A 23643-nucleotide genomic window follows, 5' to 3' on the forward strand; every position below is an offset into this window, starting at 1 on the left:
AGTTTTGTATAAAATTGAACACTAATATATAACTAAGATTAAATAAGTATTAATTATGGCAAAGGAAACTTACGATCGTTCCAAACCGCACCTAAATATTGGTACAATTGGACACGTAGATCACGGAAAAACTACTTTAACTGCAGCTATTACTAAAGTAATGGCTGATGCTGGATATTCAGAAGCTAGTGCATTCGATCAAATCGATAACGCACCTGAAGAAAAAGAAAGAGGTATTACTATTAACTCTTCTCATGTTGAGTACTCAACAGCAAACCGTCACTACGCGCACGTTGACTGTCCTGGTCACGCCGATTACGTAAAGAACATGGTAACTGGTGCTGCTCAAATGGACGGTGCTATTCTTGTTGTGGCTGCGACTGATGGTCCTATGCCTCAAACTCGTGAGCACATCCTTCTTGGACGCCAGGTAGGTATTCCAAGAATCGTTGTATTCTTAAATAAAGTTGACCTTGTAGATGATGAGGAGCTTCTTGAGCTAGTAGAAATGGAAGTGAGAGATCTTCTTTCTTTCTACGAGTATGACGGTGATAATGGTCCTGTAATTTCAGGTTCTGCACTTGGAGCACTAGAAGGAGATGAGAAGTGGTCTCAGACTGTTCTTGATCTTATGGAAGCTGTTGATAACTGGATCGAACTTCCAGAGCGTGATGTAGATAAGGCTTTCTTGATGCCAATCGAAGATGTATTCTCTATTACAGGTCGTGGTACTGTTGCAACTGGTCGTATCGAGACTGGTGTTGCAAACACTGGAGATCCTGTAGAGATCATTGGTATGGGAGCTGGAAAACTTACTTCAACTATTACTGGAGTTGAGATGTTCCGTAAAATTCTTGACAGAGGTGAAGCTGGTGATAACGTTGGTATCCTACTTAGAGGTATTGAGAAGTCTCAAATTTCTAGAGGTATGGTAATTACTAAGCCAGGGTCTGTAACTCCACACGCTAAATTCAAAGCTGAGGTTTATATCCTTAAGAAAGAAGAAGGTGGACGTCACACTCCATTCCATAACAACTACCGTCCACAGTTCTACGTACGTACAACTGATGTAACTGGAACAATCAACCTTCCTGATGGTGTAGAGATGGTAATGCCAGGTGATAACCTTACTATTACTGTTGAGCTTATTCAGCCAATCGCAATGAACACTGGACTACGTTTCGCAATTCGTGAAGGTGGTAGAACAGTAGGTGCTGGACAGGTAACTGAAATTCTAGACTAAGAATTTTCAATATATAAAAAGGTATCCCGTGCTAAGCGGGGTACCTTCACTTATATTTACGGGTTTAGCTCAGTTGGTAGAGCACTGGTCTCCAAAACCAGGTGTCGGGAGTTCGAGCCTCTCAACCCGTGCAAACATTTTTTTAGAACATGGCAGGATTTGTTAATTACATTTCAGAATCATATAACGAGTTAAAAAACCACGTTACCTGGACAAGCTGGTCTGAAGCTCAAAGGCTAACAGTGATTGTTGCTGTATTCTCCATTGTTTTTTCATTAGCAATTTGGGGTGTTGATACGCTTTTTAGTGGAGCGATTGAGCAATACTTCGAATGGGTTAAATCTTAAAACAACAGAGTAATGGCTGAAGCAAAGGATAAAAAGTGGTATGTGGTTCGCGCTGTTAGTGGGCAGGAAAATAAAGTTAAAGACTACATTGAGAAAGAAATAGCTCATATGGGTCTGGAGGATTTTGTGGATCAGGTTCTGGTGCCAACTGAAAAAGTGATACAAATTCGCAACGGTAAAAAGGTAAATAAAGAGAGAGTTTATTTTCCTGGTTACGTAATGATTCAGGCGAACATTAGTGGTGAGATTCCTCACATTATCAAGGGTATTAACGGAGTGATTGGGTTTTTGGGTGAAACCAAAGGCGGAGATCCTGTGCCACTTAGAAAATCTGAAGTGAATAGAATGCTTGGTAAAGTTGATGAATTATCTGTGAAGACTGATAATGTGGCTATTCCATTTACTATCGGAGAAACTATTAAGGTTATTGATGGTCCTTTTAACGGCTTCAATGGTACTGTTGAAAAAATCAATGAAGAAAAGCGTAAGCTTGAGGTGATGGTGAAGATCTTCGGAAGAAAGACCCCACTGGAATTGAGTTATATGCAAGTAGAGAAAGTATAAAAATTACTGTTACATATATTTTTTGATAGTTTTTTCAGCTTCCACTCAATAAACTATCATCTAAAAATTTGAAAAATGGCAAAAGAAGTAAGTAAAGTTGTAAAACTACAAGTTCGTGGAGGTGCTGCTAACCCATCACCACCAGTTGGACCTGCTTTAGGTGCTGCCGGAGTCAACATCATGGAATTCTGTAAGCAATTCAATGGTAGAACTCAGGATAAGCAAGGAAAGGTACTTCCAGTAGCAATTACTGTTTATAAGGATAAGTCTTTTGATTTTGTGATCAAAACTCCTCCTGCAGCAGTACAGTTGATGGAAGCGGCAAAGACTAAAAAAGGTTCAGGTGAGCCGAACAGAAAAAAAGTAGCTAGTGTTTCTTGGGATCAGGTTAAAGCGATTGCAGAAGACAAAATGCAGGATCTTAACGCATTTACTGTTGAATCTGCAATGAAAATGGTTGCCGGAACAGCTCGTTCGATGGGAATAACTGTAAAAGGTGAAGCACCGTTTTAATCCAAAAAGAAATTAGAAAATGGCAAAATTAACTAAAAAGCAAAAAGAAGCTCAGTCTAAGATCGAGAACGGTAAGACGTACACGGTTGCTGAGGCATCTGCTTTGATAAAAGAAGTTACCAACGCAAATTTCGACCCTTCTGTAGATCTTGCAGTTCGTTTGAACGTAGATCCACGTAAAGCTAACCAGATGGTTAGAGGTGTTGTAACCCTTCCACATGGAACAGGTAAGGACGTGAAGGTTCTTGCTCTTGTTACTCCAGATAAAGAAGAGGAAGCAAAAGAAGCTGGTGCAGATTTCGTTGGATTGGACGAGTACCTTGAGAAAATTAAAGGCGGTTGGACAGATGTTGATGTAATCATCACTATGCCGAGCGTTATGGGTAAATTGGGGCCACTAGGACGTGTTCTTGGACCAAGAGGGCTTATGCCTAACCCTAAAACCGGTACTGTAACTATGGATATCGCAAAAGCTGTATCTGACGTGAAAGCTGGTAAAATCGACTTTAAAGTTGACAAAACAGGTATTGTACATGCTGCAATTGGAAAAGCATCCTTCGATGCAGAGAAAATCGCAGGTAATGCAAGAGAATTATTAACTACGCTGGTAAAATTGAAACCTCAGGCAGCAAAAGGTGTTTATATAAAGAGTATTTATATGACCAGCACTATGAGCCCGAGTGTAGCGATAGATACTAAAAGGTTTACTGAGCAATAATTTACGATTATGACAAGAGAAGAAAAATCACAAGTTATAGAAGACTTAACTGCCCAGCTAGCCGGATTTCAAACTATCTATTTAGCTGATATTTCTGGCCTGGATGCTGGAAGTACTTCAAACTTACGTAGAGCCTGTTTCAAGGCTGATGTTAAGTTATCGGTAGTAAAAAATACGTTGCTTGCAAAAGCTATGGAAGCCTCTGATAAAGATTTCGGAGAACTTCCAACAGTTTTAAAAGGTAACACATCTATTCTACTTTCAGAAACTGGAAATGCTCCAGCGAAAGTAATCAAGGATTTCAGAAAAAAATCTGATAAGCCACTACTTAAAGGTGCTTTCGTAGAGGAAGCGATTTACGTAGGTGACGAATATCTTGAGACTCTGGTTAATATCAAGTCTAAAGAGGAAGTTATTGGAGATATTATTGGATTGCTTCAATCTCCTGCTAAAAACGTTGTTTCTGCCCTTAAATCTGGTGGTGGAAAGATCGCAGGAATCCTTAAGACCCTTTCAGAAAAGGAAGGATAATATAGTACGCACTTTTTAACAATTATAATTAAAGAACTTTTTAAAAACGATAGAAAATGGCAGATTTAAAAGATTTCGCAGAACAACTAGTTAACCTTACTGTAAAAGAAGTAAATGAGTTAGCTGATATTTTAAAAGAAGAATACGGTATCGAGCCTGCAGCTGCTGCTGTAGCTGTTGCTGGTGGAGCTGCTGCTGGTGGTGAGGAAGCTGAAGAGCAAACAGAATTCGACGTAATTCTTAAAGCTCCAGGTGGATCTAAGCTTGCTGTAGTTAAACTTGTAAAAGAACTTACAGGTCTAGGTCTTAAAGACGCTAAAGCTTTAGTAGATGGTGCTCCAGCTCCAGTTAAAGAAGGAGTTGCTAAGGATGAAGCAGAAGCTTTAAAATCACAATTAGAAGAAGCAGGAGCTGAGGTTGAGCTTAAATAAGCTTAGCACAAGCAATATTATTTAGGTTTAGACCTCAGGATAAACGCCTGGAGGTCTAAACCATTTTGCGTATATAGAACTCAACGTTTAACAAACGCACTATTTTTTATATAATAAATTATAATCCCGTCCATTGATGTTAGCAAAGCAAACTGAAAGATTGAGTTTCTCTTCTGTTAAGAACAAGCCTGCTTATCCGGACTTTCTGGATCTGCAGATTAAGTCTTTTCAGGACTTCTTTCAATTAGAGACAAAATCAGAAGCGCGGGGAAATGAAGGTCTTTACAACACCTTCCTTGAAAATTTCCCTATTACGGACACCCGTAATCAATTTGTACTAGAATTCTTAGATTATTTTGTGGACCCGCCAAGATATTCCATTCAGGAATGTATCGAACGTGGACTAACTTACAGTGTACCACTTAAGGCTAGACTTAAATTATACTGTACCGACCCTGAACACGAAGATTTTGAAACAATCGTACAGGACGTATATTTGGGTACAATCCCATATATGACACCTAGTGGAACTTTCTGCATTAATGGTGCTGAACGAGTGGTGGTATCTCAGCTACACCGTTCTCCAGGGGTTTTCTTTGGACAATCATTCCATGCGAATGGAACTAAACTTTATTCTGCCCGTGTAATTCCTTTCAAAGGTTCCTGGATAGAATTTGCGACCGATATTAATAGCGTTATGTACGCTTATATTGATCGTAAGAAAAAATTACCTGTTACAACCCTTTTCCGTGCAATTGGTTTTGAACGTGATAAGGATATCCTGGAGATCTTCGACCTTGCGGAAGAAGTGAAGGTATCTAAGACAGGTCTTAAAAAGTATCTAGGACGTAAACTAGCGGCCAGAGTACTTAATACATGGTACGAAGATTTCGTAGATGAAGATACCGGTGAAGTTGTTTCTATCGAACGTAACGAGATCGTTCTTGACCGTGATACTGAACTTGAAAAAGATCATATAGAAGAGATCCTTGAAACCGGAAGCAAAACAATCCTTCTTCATAAAGAGGATAACCAAACCGGTGACTATGCGATCATTCACAATACGCTTCAAAAAGATCCTACTAACTCTGAAAAAGAGGCAGTAGAACATATCTACCGTCAGCTTCGTAATGCTGAACCGCCAGATGAGGAAACTGCTCGTGGAATAATCGACAAGCTTTTCTTCTCAGATCAGCGTTACAGCCTTGGAGAAGTTGGTAGATACAGAATGAACAAAAAACTTGGTCTTGACGTTGAGATGGATAAGCAGGTGCTTACCAAACTTGATATCATAACCATCGTAAAATACTTAATTGAACTTATTAACTCTAAAGCTGAGATTGATGATATCGATCACCTTTCTAACCGTCGTGTTAGAACTGTAGGGGAGCAGTTATCTCAGCAATTCGGTGTCGGTCTTGCACGTATGGCAAGAACGATCCGTGAGAGAATGAACGTTCGTGATAACGAGGTTTTTACACCAATAGATTTGATCAATGCGAAGACACTATCTTCTGTGATCAACTCCTTCTTTGGTACAAACCAGTTATCTCAGTTCATGGACCAGACCAACCCTCTTGCAGAAATCACGCATAAGCGTAGACTTTCAGCATTAGGACCAGGTGGTTTATCAAGAGAAAGAGCCGGATTTGAGGTGCGTGATGTTCACTATACCCACTACGGAAGACTTTGTCCTATTGAAACTCCTGAAGGTCCAAACATTGGTCTTATTTCATCACTTTCAGTTTATGCGAAAGTAAACGGAATGGGATTCATTGAAACACCTTATAGAAGTGTAACAGATGGTAAGATCAATATTTCCGAAGAGCCTATTTACTTAAGTGCTGAAGAGGAAGAAGGTAAAAAGATTGCTCAGGCCAACATTCCTTTAAAGGATGATGGTACGATAGATACAGATCGTGTAATTGCACGAATGGAAGGTGACTTCCCGGTAGTAGATCCAAATGAGATTCACTATACTGATGTTGCACCAAACCAGATTTCATCCATTTCTGCATCTTTAATTCCATTCCTGGAACATGATGATGCGAACCGTGCATTGATGGGATCAAACATGATGCGACAGGCAGTACCACTTTTAAGAACAGATTCCCCTATCGTTGGAACTGGTCTTGAAAGACAGGTTGCGACCGACTCACGTGTATTGATCAATGCTGAAGGTGAAGGTGAAGTTGAATATGTAGATGCAAACAAGATTGTTATCAAATACGATCGTACGGATGAAGCAAGAATGGTAAGTTTTGATGATGATTCAAAATCTTATGATCTTATCAAATTCCGTAAAACTAACCAGGGATCCTGTATCAACCTGAAGCCAATCGTTAGCGTTGGTGACAGAGTTACTAAAGGTCAGGTTCTTTGCCAGGGTTATGCAACCGAAGAAGGTGAGCTGGCGCTTGGTAGAAACATGAAGGTTGCCTTCATGCCTTGGAAAGGTTACAACTTTGAGGATGCGATCGTAATTTCAGAAAAAGTGGTAAGAGATGATATTTTCACCTCAATCCATATTGATGAGTACTCGCTTGAAGTTAGAGATACAAAACTTGGTAACGAAGAATTGACAAATGACATTCCTAATGTTTCTGAAGAGGCTACTAAAGACCTTGATGAGCACGGAATGATTAGAGTTGGTGCTGAAGTGAAGCCTGGTGATATTCTTATTGGTAAGATTACTCCAAAAGGGGAAAGTGATCCTACTCCAGAAGAGAAATTACTACGTGCGATCTTTGGTGACAAAGCAGGTGATGTAAAAGATGCTTCCTTGAAAGCTTCTCCGTCACTTAGCGGTGTTGTTATCAACAAGAAATTGTTCGCCAGAGCGATCAAGGACAAACGTAAGAGAGCTCAGGATAAAGAAGATGTTGCTGCATTAGAGAAAAAGTACGATGCTAAATTCGCTAATTTAAAAGCTGAACTTATTGAGAAGTTATTCGCCATTATCGGTGGTAAGACTGCTCAGGGAGTACAGAATGATCTTGGTGAAGAAGTAATGCCAAAAGGTAAGAAGTACACTCTTAAGATGCTGAACGCTGTAGATGATTATGCTCACTTAACTACGGGTACATGGACTACAGATGATCATCTCAATGAACTGGTAGCAGATCTTCTGCACAACTATAAGATCAAAGAGAACGATCTTCAGGGTAACCTTAGGAGAGAGAAATTCACCATATCTGTTGGAGATGAACTTCCATCAGGAATTCTCAAACTGGCTAAAGTTTACATCGCTAAGAAACGTAAACTTAAAGTAGGGGATAAAATGGCAGGACGTCACGGTAACAAAGGTATTGTTGCAAGAATCGTTCGCCAGGAAGATATGCCATTCCTTGAGGATGGAACACCAGTAGACATCGTATTGAACCCACTAGGGGTACCATCACGTATGAACATTGGACAAATCTATGAAACAGTTCTTGGATGGGCTGGACAGAAGAACGGGAAGAAGTACGCAACACCAATTTTTGATGGTGCGACTATCGATGAGATCAATGATCTTACTGATAAAGCTGGAATTCCTCGATACGGTCATACCTATCTATATGATGGTGGAACCGGGGAAAGATTTGACCAGCGTGCAACAGTTGGTGTGATCTACATGCTTAAACTCGGTCATATGATCGACGATAAGATGCATGCTCGTTCTATTGGACCATACTCACTTATTACTCAGCAACCGCTTGGTGGTAAGGCGCAATTTGGTGGTCAGAGATTTGGAGAGATGGAGGTTTGGGCTCTTGAAGCTTACGGAGCATCTAGTACTCTAAGAGAAATTCTAACAGTGAAGTCTGATGACGTTATTGGAAGAGCTAAGACTTACGAGGCTATTGTGAAGGGTGAGCCAATGCCGGAACCAGGATTACCGGAATCTTTCAACGTACTTATGCACGAATTGAAAGGTCTAGGTTTGGATATTAAACTTGAAGAATAACATTCTGTTTTTACCGGGACGCTACGGCGTCCCCGTTTAAACCGAATATTCACAATAATTAGCAGCAGTTATTATGGCTAGAAATAATGATAAGAATACAGTACAGAGGTTTAACCAGATCTCTATAGGTTTAGCTTCTCCAGAGTCCATCCTTGCGGAATCCCGAGGTGAAGTTCTTAAGCCTGAAACGATCAATTACCGTACGCACAAACCAGAGCGTGACGGTTTGTTCTGTGAGCGTATTTTTGGTCCTGTAAAGGATTATGAGTGTGCTTGTGGAAAATACAAAAGAATCCGATATAAAGGAATCGTTTGTGACCGTTGTGGGGTGGAAGTTACAGAGAAAAAGGTTCGTAGAGATCGCGTTGGTCACATCAACCTTGTGGTACCTGTAGCACATATCTGGTATTTCCGTTCTTTACCTAACAAAATTGGTTATTTGCTAGGTCTGCCGTCTAAAAAGCTTGACATGATCATCTACTACGAGAGATACGTAGTGATTCAGCCAGGTAATGCGACAGATGAAGAAGGGAAAGCGTTACAAAAAATGGATTTCCTTACCGAAGAAGAATATCTAAATATCTTAGATGAACTTCCTCAGGAGAACCAGTATCTGGATGATAGCGATCCGAATAAATTCATCGCTAAAATGGGAGCTGAATGTTTGATCGAGATCCTGAAAAGAATCGATCTTGATGAACTTTCCTATGAATTAAGACACAAAGCAAACAACGAAACCTCAAAACAACGTAAAACAGAGGCGCTTAAACGTCTTCAGGTTGTAGAGGCTTTTCGTGATGCAAACAATAATAGAGAGAATAATCCAGAATGGATGATCATGAAAGTTGTGCCGGTAATCCCGCCAGAACTTCGTCCATTGGTTCCTCTTGATGGTGGTCGTTTTGCGACTTCAGATTTAAATGACCTATACCGTCGAGTGATTATTCGAAACAATCGTTTGAAGAGATTGATGGAGATCAAAGCTCCTGAGGTTATTTTGCGTAATGAAAAACGTATGCTTCAGGAATCTGTGGATTCTCTTTTCGATAATACAAGAAAATCTTCAGCAGTAAAAACTGATTCTAACCGTCCACTGAAATCACTTTCAGACTCATTGAAAGGTAAGCAGGGACGTTTCCGTCAGAACCTGCTTGGTAAGCGTGTGGATTATTCAGCACGTTCTGTCATCGTTGTAGGACCAGAACTTAAAATGTTTGAGTGTGGTCTTCCGAAGAATATGGCAGCCGAACTTTACAAGCCTTTTATCATTAGAAAACTGATTGAAAGAGGGATTGTAAAAACAGTGAAGTCTGCGAAGAAAATCATAGATAAAAAAGAACCTGTAGTTTGGGATATCTTGGAAAATGTGCTTAAAGGGCATCCGGTATTATTGAACCGTGCTCCTACGCTTCACCGTCTGGGAATCCAGGCATTCCAGCCTAAACTTATTGAAGGTAAGGCAATTCAGCTTCACCCACTTGCATGTACTGCATTCAACGCCGATTTCGATGGTGACCAGATGGCAGTTCATTTACCACTTGGGCCTGAGGCTATTTTGGAAGCTCAGCTCTTAATGCTTGCTTCTCACAACATTTTGAACCCTGCAAACGGTTCTCCAATTACAGTACCTTCCCAGGATATGGTGCTTGGTCTGTACTATATGACCAAACACAAGGTTGGTACTAAAGAGGAGCCGGTAAAAGGTGAAGGACTTACATTCTATTCTGCGGAAGAGCTAGTGATAGCTTATAACCAGAAGCGTGTAGACCTGAACGCAGGTATTAAAATTAGAACGAAAGATTTTAACGAAGCTGGGGAACTGGTATACATGATCAAGGATACTACTGTTGGTAGAGTTTTGTTCAATGAAGCAGTTCCAGAGAAAGCTGGATATATTAATGAAGTACTTACCAAAAAATCTCTTCGTGAGATTATTGGTAACATCTTAAGAATTACAAGCGTTCCGGAAACTTCAGAATTCCTTGATGAGATCAAAGGTCTTGGATATGGATTCGCATTCCGTGGTGGTTTGTCCTTTAGTTTAGGTGATATTATCATCCCTGAGGAAAAACAGTCCATGATCGATGAAGCCAACGAACAAGTTGAGGGTATCATAGGAAACTATAACATGGGTCTTATAACCAATAACGAACGTTACAACCAGGTAATTGATATCTGGACTTCTACCAATGCAGGTCTTACAGATCTTGCTATGAAGCGTATTCGTGAAGACAAGCAAGGGTTCAACTCTGTGTATATGATGCTTGATTCTGGTGCGCGTGGTTCGAAGGAACAGATTCGTCAGTTAACCGGTATGCGTGGTTTGATGGCTAAGCCGAAGAAATCTAACTCTGGTGGTGGTGAAATTATTGAAAACCCGATTCTTTCCAACTTTAAGGAAGGGCTTTCAATTCTTGAATACTTTATTTCTACTCACGGTGCACGTAAAGGTCTTGCCGATACCGCACTAAAAACTGCCGATGCTGGTTACCTAACCCGTCGTCTGGTAGATGTTTCACAGGATGTAATCGTTAATGAAGATGATTGTGGAACTTTAAGAGGGGTAGAAGTTAAGCCACTTAAGAAGAATGAAGAAATAGTAGAATCTTTAGGAGAAAGAATCCTTGGACGAATTTCTCTACATGATGTCGTGAATCCTTCAACCGATGAACTTATTGTTGGTTCCAACGAAGAGATTACTGAAGAAATTGTAGCGAAGATCGAAGCTGCACCTATAGAAAGTGTTGAAGTACGTTCACCACTTACCTGTGAGGCGAAAAAAGGAATCTGTATTAAATGTTACGGTAGAAACCTTGCAACCAACAAGATCGTACAAACAGGTGAAGCTGTTGGTGTTGTTGCTGCACAGTCTATTGGGGAGCCTGGTACACAGCTTACACTACGTACGTTCCACGTGGGAGGTATTGCAGGTAACATTTCTGAAGATAATAAACTTGAAGCAAGATTTGACGGTATTGCAGAGATCGAGGATCTAAAAGTTGTAAAAGGTGAAGCCCCAGATGGTGGAACTGCAGACATCGTAATCTCTCGTACTGCTGAACTTAAAATTAAAGACAAGAAAACGGGAGTTGTATTAAGTAACAACAACATTCCTTACGGTTCTCAGATCAATATCGAGAATGGAGCTACAGTGTCTAAAGGTGATGTCATCTGTACCTGGGATCCATATAACGGTGTGATTATTTCTGAATTCGCCGGTAAGATCAAATATGAAAACATCGAGCAGGGTGTTACGTACCAGGTTGAGATCGATGAGCAAACAGGATTCCAGGAAAAAGTAATTTCTGAATCTCGTAACAAGAAGCTGATCCCAACTTTACATATCCTAGGTAAAAAAGACGAGGTAATTCGTTCTTACAACCTTCCGGTAGGTGCTCACCTGATGGTAGACAATGCTGAAAAGATTGGTGTTGGTAAGATCCTGGTTAAGATTCCACGTAAATCATCTAAAGCAGGTGATATTACCGGAGGTCTTCCAAGGGTAACAGAACTTTTTGAAGCTCGTAATCCTTCGAATCCAGCTGTAGTGTCTGAGATTGATGGTGTTGTTTCCTTCGGTAAGATTAAAAGAGGTAATCGTGAGATCATTGTAGAATCTAAGCTTGGTGAGGTTAAGAAATATTTGGTAAAGTTATCTAACCAGATACTCGTACAGGAAAATGACTACGTGAGAGCAGGAATGCCACTATCTGATGGATCAATAACTCCTGAAGATATCCTGAACATTAAAGGACCAAACGCGGTACAACAATATCTTGTGAACGAAGTTCAGGAAGTTTACCGACTACAGGGTGTGAAGATTAATGATAAGCACTTTGAAGTTGTAGTAAGACAAATGATGCGTAAAGTGAGAATCGTGGATCCGGGAGATACAATTTTCCTTGAAAATCAACTGGTACATAAGGCAGATTTCATTGATGAAAACAATAAGTTATTCGGAATGAAGGTTGTTGAAGATGCTGGTGATTCAGAAAGATTGAAGCCAGGACAGATCATTACCCCTAGAGATCTAAGAGATGAGAACTCTATTCTTAGAAGAGAGGACAAGAATCTTGCAACTGCAAGGGATGTGATCACTGCAACTGCAAACCCAGTTCTGCAAGGTATAACCAGAGCTTCACTACAAACGAAGTCCTTTATCTCGGCTGCTTCCTTCCAGGAAACTACCAAGGTACTAAATGAGGCTGCTGTTAGTGGTAAAATCGATGCTCTTGAAGGATTGAAGGAAAATGTAATTGTTGGACACAGAATTCCAGCAGGTACAGGTATGAGAAAGTACGATAGTATTATTGTTGGTTCTAAAGAAGAATTTGACGAAATGCTTGAGAAGAAACAGGAAGTTAATTATAACTAATTCCTGATAAGGTTATCTTAAAAGGCTCCGCTCACTGCGGAGCCTTTTTTATTTATACTCATCTTTGCCTTATGAAGAATTTTATGAAAGAAATATTGCAGTTTTCGCATGAAACGAATACGAAAATCATTGCAAAATTTAATGATGGAGATTTGCACTATGTTATTGCAGAAAGCTCCAAGAAATTAATTTCACATATTTTAAATTCTCAAACCTTATGGAATAATAGAATTACCGATGGTGAAGTAATTGACGTATGGAAAGTTTGGGAACCTGAGAAATTAAAAGAGATTGAAGAGCAGAATCACCAGGCTACACTGGATATTCTGGAAAAACGGAATCTGGATGATACGATCACGTATACTCGCTCCAATAATGAAACTTACAAAACTTCCATAAGGGATATTATTTTCCAGGTCGTGAATGAAGCGAGTTATTATCGTGGACAGATCGCATTGGAGTTTGAAAAAAAGAAGATAGAACCCGTTAATTCCGATTTTGTATACTACAGGAGATAGGCCTAAACTTTATTTTATATCTTATGTGCCAAAATATTAAATTATGAGTGACGACAGCAAAAACAATCAGGATAAAGGCAAGATCAATATAGAATTAGATGAGGCGGTTGCAGAAGGAACCTATTCCAATCTGGCTATCATCAACCATTCAGTATCTGAATTTGTAGTTGATTTTGTGAATATCATGCCCGGTAGACCTAAAAGCAAAGTGAAATCAAGGATCATTCTTACTCCGCAACATGCCAAGCGATTATTAAAAGCGCTGGGTGATAATATCCAACGTTTTGAGAATGCACACGGTGAGATTCAGGATTACGACAAAGCGCCCTTACCACTTAATTTCGGTCCAACCGGTCAGGCTTAAGCCAATATAATTCTACAAAAAGATTTTCATGGTCTGATATCAATTCAGACTCTGGAAATCTTTTTAGTTATATTTCGAAAAATATATTTTAGCAGCTTTCATTACCCGTGGGGCCATGATTAAAGTAGCGATCATAGTTGGAATAGCCATGAGTGCGAAAAATCCATCAATTAAATTCAGAATAAAACTTAAAGAAGTGGTAGCTCCCACTAGAATGCTAAGTACATAGACATAATTGTAATACTTTTTGTTTTCAGCTCCGGCGAGGAATGACAAACATTTTGTACCGTAGTAGGAGTATGAGAATAAGGAGGATATACTAAAAGCAAGTATACAGAGGAGTAAAAGATAATTGCCTACAAATGGAATTGCTTCCTCAAAGGCGGCCGCGGTTAGACTTACGCCATTGACATCTTCTGTTCTCCATACGCCAGTAACCAGGATAGCCATCGCAGTGAGCGTACATACAACCAGTGTATCAATTGCCGGCCCAAGCATTGCTATAAGACCTTCACGAACAGGTTCAGAAGTTTTGCTGGCTCCATGCGCCATGGTAGCGGTTCCAATCCCAGCTTCATTAGAGAATGCGCCCCTGCGTATCCCAAGTAAGATTAATCCTCCTAAAAGGCCGCCTAGCAAAGGATCTCCTTTATAATTTTCTGCAGCAAAGGCATCTGTAAAGATCATGCTAAAATAGCCTAGCACAACATCATAGTGGACCAACAGAATAGCTATAACAGATACGAAATACAGAAGAACCATGGCTGGCACCAGTTTGGATACAGTCTTGCTAATGCGATCCAGACCGCCTATGATAACTATGGTTGTGATAATGGTCAGGATGATTCCTATGGCCAGACTTGTTCCAAAACCGGTCTCTACATTATTTGGTTCCAGCAATATATAATTAATAGCCTGGGTTAATTGATTCACGTTGAATACCGGCAGTGCACCTACCAGGCCAGCAACCGCAAAAAAGGCTGCCACGGGCTTCCATTTTTTACCTAGACCTTCCACGATGAAATACATGACACCTCCCTGAATCTTGCCTTCGGAATCTCTACCGCGATACATCACTGCGAGCGTATTGGTAAAAAACTTTGTAGCCATTCCAACGATCGCACTTACCCACAGCCAGAAAATAGCTCCAGGTCCACCAACGGCAATCGCCACAGCAACACCAGCAATATTACCCATCCCGACGGTGGAAGAAAGAGCTGTAGATAAAGCCTGGAAATGATTGATATCCCCAGGATCATCTGGGTTATTGTACTTCCCGCGAAGAACTTCAATGGAATGTCCCAGGTAACGAAAGGGTAGAAATCGAGAATAAATCAGGAGATAAATTCCGCCGCCAATTAGCAATATTACCAGTGGAATTCCCCAAACGAGCGAGGCGAAATCTGCAATGAACTGATCTATCTTGGACATAGTAAAGATTTATACCGAAAATAGTGAATTTTACAAGTCTATTTTCAGTAAGTTTTTAGTTTGTATAGTTCAGTACAACGTCTTCTGGATCTTAGAATTCAGAAGTGTAATGAAATTTGATGGATGGATATTTTTGCTGTGTCATCTGCAATGAAAACTGGGAATCTGCAAGAAATACCAGTTGCCCAGATTTGTCCTTTGCCAGATATTTTGCTTTTACACGTTTAAAATCCTTGAATTCTTCAGACTTTTCATTTTCAGCTTCAACCCAGGTAGCCTTATGTACATTAAGATTTTCATAGGTACATTTTGCGCCGTACTCATGCTCGAGTCGATATTGAATAACTTCAAACTGTAACGCTCCCACCGTTCCAATAACCTTTCTGCCATTCAGCTCAAGGATAAACAACTGTGCAACCCCTTCATCCATCAACTGGTCGATCCCTTTTTCCAGTTGCTTGGATTTCATTGGATCTGCATTATTGATGTATCTAAAATGTTCAGGTGAAAAGCTTGGAATACCTTTATACATGAGGTTCTCACCTTCAGTCAAAGTATCCCCAATCTTAAAACTCCCAGTATCGTGCAATCCTACAATATCTCCAGGATAGGAGGTGTCTACAATTTCTTTCTTTTCAGCAAAGAAAGCATTGGGCGATGAAAATTTCATGTTCTTATTGTTTCGAACATGCAGGTAGTTTTTATTACGCTCAAATTTACCCGAAACTATTTTGACAAATGCCAGTCGATCTCGATGTTTAGGATCCATATTCGCATGAATCTTAAAAACAAAACCGGTAAATTTCTCTTCTTCCGGCCTAACTAGTCGGCTGTCGCTTTCTTTCGGGCGGGGAGGAGGAGCTATGGAAATAAAACAGTCCAATAGTTCACGTACGCCAAAATTATTGAGGGCAGATCCAAAAAATACAGGTTGTAGTTTACCATCAAGGTAATCCTGTCTATCGAAGTCTGGGTAAACACCCTGGGCCAATTCCAGCTCATCACGAAGATTGTCTGCAGCATTACCACCAATTAGTTCATCCAGGGCTTTATCCTGAAGGTCATCTATTTCGATGGTTTCCTCGATATCTCTTCTGGGATCTCCAGTGAACAGGTTCACATTCTTTTCCCAGATATTATAAATTCCTTTAAAGTCGTATCCCATGCCTATCGGAAAACTTAGAGGAGTCACCTTCAGATTCAACTTCTGCTCAATTTCGTCGAGCAGCTCAAAAGCGTCTTTACCTTCACGATCCAGCTTGTTAATAAACACGATCATGGGGATATTCCGCATACGGCATACCTCGACAAGTTTTTCAGTTTGCTCCTCGACACCTTTTGCAACATCAATGACCACAATGACACTATCTACTGCGGTAAGCGTTCGAAAGGTATCTTCAGCAAAATCCTTATGCCCGGGAGTATCCAGGATATTTATCTTGATATCCTTGTATTCAAAAGCAAGTACAGAGGTGGCAACAGAGATCCCACGTTGACGTTCGATCTCCATAAAGTCACTCGTAGCACCTTTTTTTATCTTATTGGATTTTACCGCACCAGCTTCCTGAATGGCCCCTCCAAACAAAAGTAATTTTTCGGTTAAAGTGGTTTTTCCTGCATCTGGGTGAGAAATGATCCCGAATGTTCTTCTTTTATTGATCTCTTTTTGGTACTGCTTCATAACGGATATTTGCAGCTGCAAAAGTAAGATTATTTTAAAGATTTTTGCATGTGCAAGAGAGATTCAATCTTTTGGTAATCTGAATAGAAATTGATGGAAATGAAAACGGAATCCCCCATAGATCCCGTTATTTTTCATAGCGATCGTTTCCCCAACAATTCGCAAACATATCTACGTAAGCTCAAATTCAAAGGTTTTAAAAAATCAGATTTTTTGAACTGCGGTGTCTTCCTTCTTCGGAAAACTTTAGGAATTGCTTAATCGGCTTATTTATGAAAGGAAACCTTGATTTTGTACATTTGAAATTCAAATTTTATAATGGCGCAGGAGAACGTAATATTAGTAAACGAAAAAGACGAGCAAATTGGCCTTATGGAGAAGATCGAGGCCCACGAAAAAGCATTGCTTCACAGAGCTTTTTCAGTATTTGTTTTTAATGACAGGAATGAATTGATGATCCAGCAAAGAGCTCATTCAAAATATCATTCACCAGGTCTCTGGACGAATACCTGCTGCAGTCATCAACGTGAAGGAGAGTCCAATATTGAAGCCGGAAAGCGCAGGTTGCAGGAGGAGATGGGATTTTCCACAGATCTAAAGGATACTATATCATTTATTTACAAAGCACCATTCGATAATGGACTTACGGAGCATGAGTTTGATCATATTCTCGTAGGTTCCTATGAGGGTGTGCCAGATCTAAACCCGGATGAAGTTGCAGCCTGGAAGTGGATGTCCCTGGATGCTATAGAGGAGGACATGCGAAACAATCCTGCAATTTATACAGAATGGTTTAAGATCATCTTCGACAAATACTATTCACATATTCAACAATGAGAGTAACTGTTCACAGGAAAGCGCATTTCAATGCTGCCCATCGTCTTTTCAGGAAGGATTGGGATGATGCCAGAAATCTCCAGGTTTTTGGAAAGTGTAGCAATCCTAATTTTCATGGACACAACTATGAGCTTATAGTTTCTGTGACCGGGAGCATCGATCCTGATACAGGATTTGTTATGGACCTGAAAGTTTTGAAAGATCTAATACGAACAGAAGTTGAAGACGCGTTTGATCATAAGAACTTAAATATAGAGGTTGCTGAATTTAAGGATATTAATCCTACTGCCGAGAATATTTCAGTAGTCATATGGAATAAATTACGCAAGCATATAGATTTGTCTCATGATCTGGAAGTCACATTGTATGAGACTCCGCGCAATTATGTTACTTATAAAGGAGCGAAGTGAAAAAGGGAGAATTAGTGCCAGATCTTGTGTTGAAGGACCAAAACGGTCATGATTTCAATTTTCGAGATCTGATGGGAAAGAAAGCCTTCGTAGTTTATTTTTACCCTAAAGATTTTACACCGGGATGTACGAAGGAGGCCTGTAGTTTTCGTGATAGCTACCAGGAGTTTCAGGATCTGGGCGCAGAGGTTATCGGGATAAGTGCAGATACCACAACCTCTCATGCTAAATTTAGTAAGAAATACAGCTTACCCTATATTTTTCTTTCAGATAGGGATAAACGAGCGAGAAAGGCTTTTGATGTCAAGGCGAATCTCATGGGGTTGCTTCCAGGTAGAGAAACATTCGTATTTAGCAAGAGTGGTACATTACTTCACAGGTTCAACAGTATGAATGCAGCGAAGCATATGCCGGAGGCACTTGAAATCCTGAAAAATTATCAGAATTAATTTTCAGGAAAATCAATTTGGTTTCGAAAAATAGTTTAAATTCGCAGCCGAAATTAAATGATAATGGCTAGTAAAAGACTGCTTAAAAAAGATGTGAATTATGTAATGGGAGACATCATTGATGCTGCCTATATTCACCAAATGGCTAACCCGAAGGAGGACAACAAGAAGTCTGAAGCTATCGTGGATGAAGCTATCAGCGATTACGATGAATTGATTAGAGAGATCAATAGACGTGATGTTGAAAACAAACCAAAACACTTCAAGAAAATCCAGCAGGATCTTGAGAAAAAGGCGAAAGACCTTATCGAGAAACTAAATGCACTTTAATAAGATGCCGATGTAGCTCAGCTGGCTAGAGCAGCTGATTTGTAATCAGCAGGTCGTGGGTTCGAGTCCCTCCATCGGCTCTTAATGAAAAGCTTCTCCGCAAGGAGGGGCTTTTTTGTTTTGCACATGTTGGGACGAGAAGCCTGTCCTGAGCGAAGTCGAAGGGAGTCCCTCCATCGGCTCTTAATGAAAAGCTTCTCCGCAAGGAGGGGCTTTTTTGTTTTGCATAAGTTGGGGACTAGAAGCCAATCCTGAGCGAAGTCCAAAGCGCTTTTTCGATTTATATGCGAAATTTCCCTGCTACAATCGAATTTGCACAAACACCTAAGGGTATTTAGTCAATATGCTGATGAACTGCAGTCTGCAATACATAGAATTTACTAGAAATTACCTCTGTGCTTAACCGCTAATGAAGGGCATCCAGTTCCAGTAATTTGCTGGTACGTTCCTGAACTGCTTTAAAACCTTCCTTGTCTTCACGTACATCCCTGTTCCAGAAAGGAATCATCTTATCCAATTGCTTTCTGTATTCTTTAGTTCTAATTTTTTCCGGAAATGCTATCTGCAATACTTCCAGCATGATATGAACGGCCGTAGACGCGCCCGGTGAAGCTCCCAGTAAAGCTGTAATTTTGCCGTCGTTGCTATGTACCACATCGGTACCAAATTCCAGTTTGCCACCCTGCTCATCATCACGTTTAATGATTTGTACACGCTGTCCGGCCACCTTCAGTTCCCAGTCTTCCGGCTTTGCATCCTTAAGGAAAACTCTAAGTTCATCTACGCGGTCTTCGTGATCCATCCGTACCTGGTCTATGAGGTAGGTGGTAAGTGGAAGATTGTGCCAGAATACGCCCCACATGGAAGGAATATTGTCGAACCTGAGAGATTTTGGTAAATCTAGAATAGAACCCTGTTTCAAGAATTTGGTACTGAAACCTGCGAAGGGGCCAAACAGTAATTCTTTTTTTCCATCGATGAATCTAGAATCCAGGTGAGGTACAGACATGGGAGGTGCATCCACACCAGCTTTACTGTAAACTTTTGCATCATGCTTCTCAATAATTTCTCGATTAGTACAGGCGAGCCACTGCCCGCTTACCGGGAATCCACCATACCCGTCTTTCTCAGGTATTTCAACTTTTTGCAGTAGCGGTAAGGCACCACCACCTGTGCCTATGAAAATATGTTCTGCGTCATAATAGGATTTTTCTCCGGTTTTAAGATCCTTTACAATAGCCGACCATTCATCGGGACCATCTGGATCGATGTCCACAACTTCAGTGTTCCTTATAACCGGAACAGAGAAATGATTCTCCAGAAGGTCAAAATATCTTTCTGTGAGAGCGCCAAAATTGACACCGGTTCCCAGCTCCATCCTGGTGGCTGCCATTTTCTCATCCGGCTCTCGATCTTTCATGATCAGCGGAAACCACTTTTTCATGACCGTCTGGTCATTAGTGTATTCCATTTCTTCAAACATGAATTCAGAACTCATACGCTCGAATCGTTTCTTCAGGAATTCAATATTATCTTCCCCTCGTACCCAGGCATGATGCGGAATACTATGGATAAAGCTTTTTGGATCCTTTAGCAGATTCTGACTCACCAGGTGAGCCCAGAATTGTTTTGATTTTTCAAATTGCTGAAAGGTATCTACAGCTTTTGTAATATCGATCGATCCATCTTCCTGCTCAGGAGTATAGTTGAGTTCACAGAATGCTGAGTGTCCAGTCCCGGCATTGTTCCATGCTTTTGTACTTTCCTGGGCTATCTTATCTAACCGCTCAAATATGATGATCTTCATATCTGGATCGATTAACTTCAGCATGAGGGCAAGGCTTGCGCTCATAATTCCTCCTCCGGCGCAGATGAGGTCATATTCTGTGTTTGTGTGATGCATAATTTTTTTTCTACAAAATATGGAACACATAACTTCTTTTAACCCAAAGAAATATTAAGAAATAAAAAAGGAGCCACCAGGCTCCTCAATTCTTTTATATTTGTATCAATCAGGAATTTTCAACTTCCTGAGTCTGCACCTTATTTTCCAGTTTTTCTTCCTTCCTCCGCTCTTTTAAAAAGCTTTTCAATTCCTTGCCGTATTTGGATTTTTTGATCTTTGGTTCCAGTGAATTGTATATGGTATCCAGATATTTGATATTGGCATCAAATACTTCTGATAGCGCCAGGTAAGGTGCTATCTCATGTTGCTTGTTATTCAGTGCAAAATTTACAGTATACAGGTATTTTCTACGTAGAAGCTTATCGTATTTCTGATCAATTTCCATAAGCTTCTCCTCATCCTGTTCTTTTTCTGCTTCAAAACTTTCCTTGATCAGGTCGAGATTCTGGTCGTTGAACCGGCTAATCATTTTCTTGTATTCAACCAGCTTTTCCTGGTTTACAGAACCAATCACCTCTGCACTGGTTTCGAACTTTTCAAGTTTTGTATTGATAGTGATTTGCCCTTCGTCTGCAAAGAAATCTATACGATCATCATACTGGTTGTTATCTACCTTTTCAAGGTACAAATACATAATCTGCGGACTCTCCAAATAGGTTTCCATTGTGAACTTTGGATCGCCCGTCACCTGAACTGAGTCCACATTCACCAATGCGGTATCCTCAATTTTCTGAAGGTACAAAGTTCCCTTTTTAAGACCTTTGATCTCTCCGTTTACAATCAGGTTGCTTTCTTTTTCTGAACAGGCGCTTACACTGATCAGAATAACTAAAAGAAGCGTTAATTTTTTCATTGTTAGATGCGATTTTAAAGTGCGCAAATATCTTATATTTTTCCGTTTATTACTAACTGCCAGCAGCTAATTGCATTAAAATTGTGCACAAAATAGCGCCATAAGTTCCCACCACGTAACCAAACACTGCCAGTAGAACACCTACGGTGGCAAGGGATGGATGAAATGCTGCTGCAACCACCGGGGCAGATGCCGCCCCGCCTACGTTGGCCTGACTACCTACCGCGAGGAAAAAGTATGGAGCTTTGATTAATTTCGCGGTAATAACCAGTACGATCACATGTATAAGAATCCATACCAGGCCTATCGCCAGGAGTCCGGGATTATCGAATACAGATGTAAGATCCATTTTCATCCCAATGGTGGCGACGAGAATATATATAAAGATGCTACCAATTTTACTGGCGCCGGTACCTTCATATTTTTTGAATTTAGTAAACGAGAATAGGATCCCCAGGGCAGTTGCGATGGTGATCATCCAGAAAAACTGGGATGAAAAGCTGGATAGTGCACTTTTACTGTCATTAAAAACATCGAAATTAGCGGTTAGGTATGTAGAAATCCCGTCTGCACCCCAGTGCGCTATCCCAACTGCACCAAAAGCCAGTGCCAGCATGATCATAAAATCTGGTAACATGGGAATGCGGTTGACACTTTCAGCATAGCTGCTAACCTTTACTTTTAGTTCTTCGATAGCAGAATTGTCTGCTTTTAGCCATTGGTCTATAGCTTTATTTTTACCAATCCCCATCAGCACAATTGCCATCCAGAGATTCGCCACGATGATATCCACCAGAACCATCCCGCCATACAGATCCTGGTTGTATTCATAAATTTCGAGCATCGCAGCCTGGTTGGCCCCACCGCCAATCCAGCTGCCTGCAATTGTGGAAAGACCTCGCCAAACTGCATCCGGTCCAACGCCTCCAACAGTTTCCGGAGAAATACTGGAAATAAGTAAGATTGCAAGCGGTCCGCCAAGAACGATACCCAGGGTTCCTGCGAAAAACATGATAAGTGCTTTGGGTCCAAGATTAAATACAGCTTTAAGGTCAATACTCAAAGTCATTAGCACCAGCGCTGCGGGTAAAAGATACCTGCTGGCTACAAAATAGAGTTGGGAAACTTCATCATCTATAAGGCCAACCGAGTTAAAGATCGCCGGTATAAGGTAACACATGAGAAGTGCGGGAACGACTTTATAAAATTTATTCCAGAATCCCTCTTTTTGAGAAGAAGTATAAAATACAAAACCCAGTGCGATCATTAAAAGTCCGAATACGATCGCATCGTTGGTAAATAAGGCAGTTGTCTCCATAGAAATTTTGAAAGTTGACCGGCAAAATACAATTTTTATATTTTCTCCCGGTTTGCCATTACAGTTATTGCAACAGGATCTCTCTTAGGCTTTGCGCCACACCGTCTTCCTTTCCAGGGGCGGTGACCATATGCGCGACTTCAAGTACTTCAGGTTTGGCATTTCCAACCGCAATTCCCAGGCCTACCCCTTGCAGCATTTCCCTGTCATTATAATTATCGCCAAAGGCCATGCTTTGCGAAAGAGGCAATTGAAAATGTTCCTTTAGCAAGTACTCCACAGCAGTAAGTTTTGAAATTTTACGCGGAGCGATCTCAAGGTAACTTGGCTTACTTCGGTACAAATGCAAATCCTCACCATGATACTCCACAAGGAAGTCTCTTATTTTATCAATTTTTTCTTCTTCACCCATCGCCATAATCTTATGTACGCCCTTCCCAGACGCTTTCCATTTTTCCAGTACTTCAGCATTACTGCTCACTTCAGGTTGTACTTTCGTGTTGTTAATTTCTCTGCGAGTCCAGAAATCTTCTCTGGGAACATACCATTCATCTGCATGAAAAAGACTTAGATGTACATCATCTTCAAGATTAAAACGGTGCAGACTTTCCAGAGTGTTGATGGGGATTTCCGTAGAAATTACTTTTTGGTCATTCACGAGTATGAGTCCGCCATTGTAAGCGATGATGGGATGATGCTCGATCCCTAATTTTTCCTGAAGATGTCGCATGGCTGCTGGCATTCTGGAACTTATCAAAATGAACGGGATTTTTCGCTCCTCCAGGGACCCGATGGTCTGGATGGTAAGTGGTGATAAATCTCTGTCGGCGTTCAACAGGGTGCCGTCAATGTCTGAAAATACGATCTTGAACATT

Annotated in this window: 21 protein-coding genes and 2 tRNA genes; 17 read left to right on the forward strand and 6 right to left on the reverse strand. The window is 40.6% G+C overall.

The window, feature by feature from the left end; genetic code table 11:
* The first annotated feature begins 55 nt into the window (after positions 1-55).
* The 12 genes from tuf (at position 56) to G529_RS0110175 (ending at position 13553) form a co-directional block, all read left to right on the forward strand.
* Positions 56-1243 (forward strand): elongation factor Tu, encoded by a 1188-nt coding sequence (gene tuf / locus G529_RS0110120; protein ID WP_026915411.1) that lies wholly within the window; start codon positions 56-58, stop codon positions 1241-1243.
* 58 nt (positions 1244-1301) lie between these two features.
* Positions 1302-1374 (forward strand) — tRNA-Trp (locus tag G529_RS0110125).
* Between the two features lie 18 nt (positions 1375-1392).
* The gene (gene secE, locus G529_RS0110130) at positions 1393-1590 is read left to right on the forward strand and encodes a preprotein translocase subunit SecE (protein WP_026915412.1); all 198 of its coding nucleotides are present in this window, start codon (positions 1393-1395) and stop codon (positions 1588-1590) included.
* Between the two features lie 12 nt (positions 1591-1602).
* Positions 1603-2154, forward strand: a complete 552-nt coding sequence (nusG, locus tag G529_RS0110135; RefSeq protein ID WP_026915413.1) for a transcription termination/antitermination protein NusG — start codon at positions 1603-1605, stop codon at positions 2152-2154.
* Positions 2155-2229: 75 nt separating this feature from the next.
* Positions 2230-2667, forward strand: a complete 438-nt coding sequence (gene rplK, locus G529_RS0110140) for a 50S ribosomal protein L11 (RefSeq protein ID WP_026915414.1) — start codon at positions 2230-2232, stop codon at positions 2665-2667.
* Between the two features lie 19 nt (positions 2668-2686).
* Entirely contained in the window at positions 2687-3385 is a 699-nt protein-coding gene (rplA, locus tag G529_RS0110145; protein WP_026915415.1) for a 50S ribosomal protein L1, read from the forward strand.
* A gap of 9 nt (positions 3386-3394) precedes the next feature.
* Complete coding sequence (gene rplJ, locus G529_RS0110150) at positions 3395-3916, forward strand: 50S ribosomal protein L10 (protein WP_026915416.1); 522 nt, start codon at positions 3395-3397, stop codon at positions 3914-3916.
* Between the two features lie 56 nt (positions 3917-3972).
* Positions 3973-4347, forward strand: a complete 375-nt coding sequence (rplL, locus tag G529_RS0110155; RefSeq protein ID WP_026915417.1) for a 50S ribosomal protein L7/L12 — start codon at positions 3973-3975, stop codon at positions 4345-4347.
* Positions 4348-4483: 136 nt separating this feature from the next.
* A complete protein-coding gene (gene rpoB / locus G529_RS0110160) occupies positions 4484-8296 on the forward strand; it encodes a DNA-directed RNA polymerase subunit beta (protein WP_026915418.1) in 3813 nt (1270 codons plus the stop codon).
* A gap of 73 nt (positions 8297-8369) precedes the next feature.
* Positions 8370-12671, forward strand: coding sequence for a DNA-directed RNA polymerase subunit beta' (rpoC, locus tag G529_RS0110165; RefSeq protein WP_026915419.1), 4302 nt, complete (start codon positions 8370-8372; stop codon positions 12669-12671).
* A gap of 83 nt (positions 12672-12754) precedes the next feature.
* Entirely contained in the window at positions 12755-13189 is a 435-nt protein-coding gene (locus G529_RS0110170) for a DinB family protein (protein WP_245566908.1), read from the forward strand.
* Between the two features lie 43 nt (positions 13190-13232).
* Positions 13233-13553, forward strand: coding sequence for a DUF3467 domain-containing protein (locus tag G529_RS0110175; RefSeq protein ID WP_026915421.1), 321 nt, complete (start codon positions 13233-13235; stop codon positions 13551-13553).
* Positions 13554-13616: 63 nt separating this feature from the next.
* On the opposite strand, the gene G529_RS0110180 is transcribed toward G529_RS0110175, so the two are convergent.
* Positions 13617-14984 carry an alanine/glycine:cation symporter family protein gene (locus G529_RS0110180; protein ID WP_026915422.1) on the reverse strand — a complete coding sequence of 456 codons (1368 nt, stop codon included), beginning with the start codon at positions 14982-14984 and terminating at the stop codon, positions 13617-13619.
* Between the two features lie 91 nt (positions 14985-15075).
* Positions 15076-16665, reverse strand: coding sequence for a peptide chain release factor 3 (locus G529_RS0110185; protein ID WP_026915423.1), 1590 nt, complete (start codon positions 16663-16665; stop codon positions 15076-15078).
* A 318-nt stretch (positions 16666-16983) separates the two neighbouring features.
* Here G529_RS0110185 and idi point away from each other — a divergent pair, with 318 nt between their 5' ends.
* From idi to G529_RS0110210, 5 genes are all read left to right on the forward strand, one after another.
* A complete protein-coding gene (gene idi, locus G529_RS0110190) occupies positions 16984-17502 on the forward strand; it encodes an isopentenyl-diphosphate Delta-isomerase (protein ID WP_026915424.1) in 519 nt (172 codons plus the stop codon).
* Positions 17499-17912: a 6-pyruvoyl trahydropterin synthase family protein gene (locus tag G529_RS0110195; RefSeq protein WP_026915425.1), complete on the forward strand. Its 414-nt coding sequence runs from the start codon at positions 17499-17501 to the stop codon at positions 17910-17912. The genes idi and G529_RS0110195 overlap by 4 nt, the downstream gene beginning before the upstream one ends.
* Positions 17909-18361: a peroxiredoxin gene (locus G529_RS0110200; RefSeq protein WP_026915426.1), complete on the forward strand. Its 453-nt coding sequence runs from the start codon at positions 17909-17911 to the stop codon at positions 18359-18361. Before G529_RS0110195 ends, G529_RS0110200 begins: the two co-directional genes overlap by 4 nt.
* 63 nt (positions 18362-18424) lie before the next feature.
* Positions 18425-18691, forward strand: a complete 267-nt coding sequence (locus G529_RS0110205; RefSeq protein WP_026915427.1) for a hypothetical protein — start codon at positions 18425-18427, stop codon at positions 18689-18691.
* A 6-nt stretch (positions 18692-18697) separates the two neighbouring features.
* Positions 18698-18771, forward strand: a tRNA-Thr gene (locus tag G529_RS0110210).
* Positions 18772-19097: 326 nt separating this feature from the next.
* On the opposite strand, the gene mqo is transcribed toward G529_RS0110210, so the two are convergent.
* The 4 genes from mqo to G529_RS0110230 all read right to left on the reverse strand — a co-directional run bounded on the left by mqo (position 19098) and on the right by G529_RS0110230 (position 23642).
* Positions 19098-20594 (reverse strand): malate dehydrogenase (quinone), encoded by a 1497-nt coding sequence (gene mqo, locus G529_RS0110215; protein WP_035695913.1) that lies wholly within the window; start codon positions 20592-20594, stop codon positions 19098-19100.
* 109 nt (positions 20595-20703) lie between these two features.
* Positions 20704-21450 carry a DUF4369 domain-containing protein gene (locus tag G529_RS0110220; protein ID WP_035695915.1) on the reverse strand — a complete coding sequence of 249 codons (747 nt, stop codon included), beginning with the start codon at positions 21448-21450 and terminating at the stop codon, positions 20704-20706.
* A gap of 52 nt (positions 21451-21502) precedes the next feature.
* Positions 21503-22768: a DUF819 family protein gene (locus G529_RS0110225; protein ID WP_026915430.1), complete on the reverse strand. Its 1266-nt coding sequence runs from the start codon at positions 22766-22768 to the stop codon at positions 21503-21505.
* 64 nt (positions 22769-22832) lie between these two features.
* Positions 22833-23642 (reverse strand): Cof-type HAD-IIB family hydrolase, encoded by an 810-nt coding sequence (locus G529_RS0110230; protein WP_026915431.1) that lies wholly within the window; start codon positions 23640-23642, stop codon positions 22833-22835.
* Position 23643 lies beyond the last annotated feature (1 nt).

Source organism: Christiangramia portivictoriae DSM 23547, from assembly GCF_000423045.1.
GTDB lineage: Bacteria > Bacteroidota > Bacteroidia > Flavobacteriales > Flavobacteriaceae > Christiangramia > Christiangramia portivictoriae.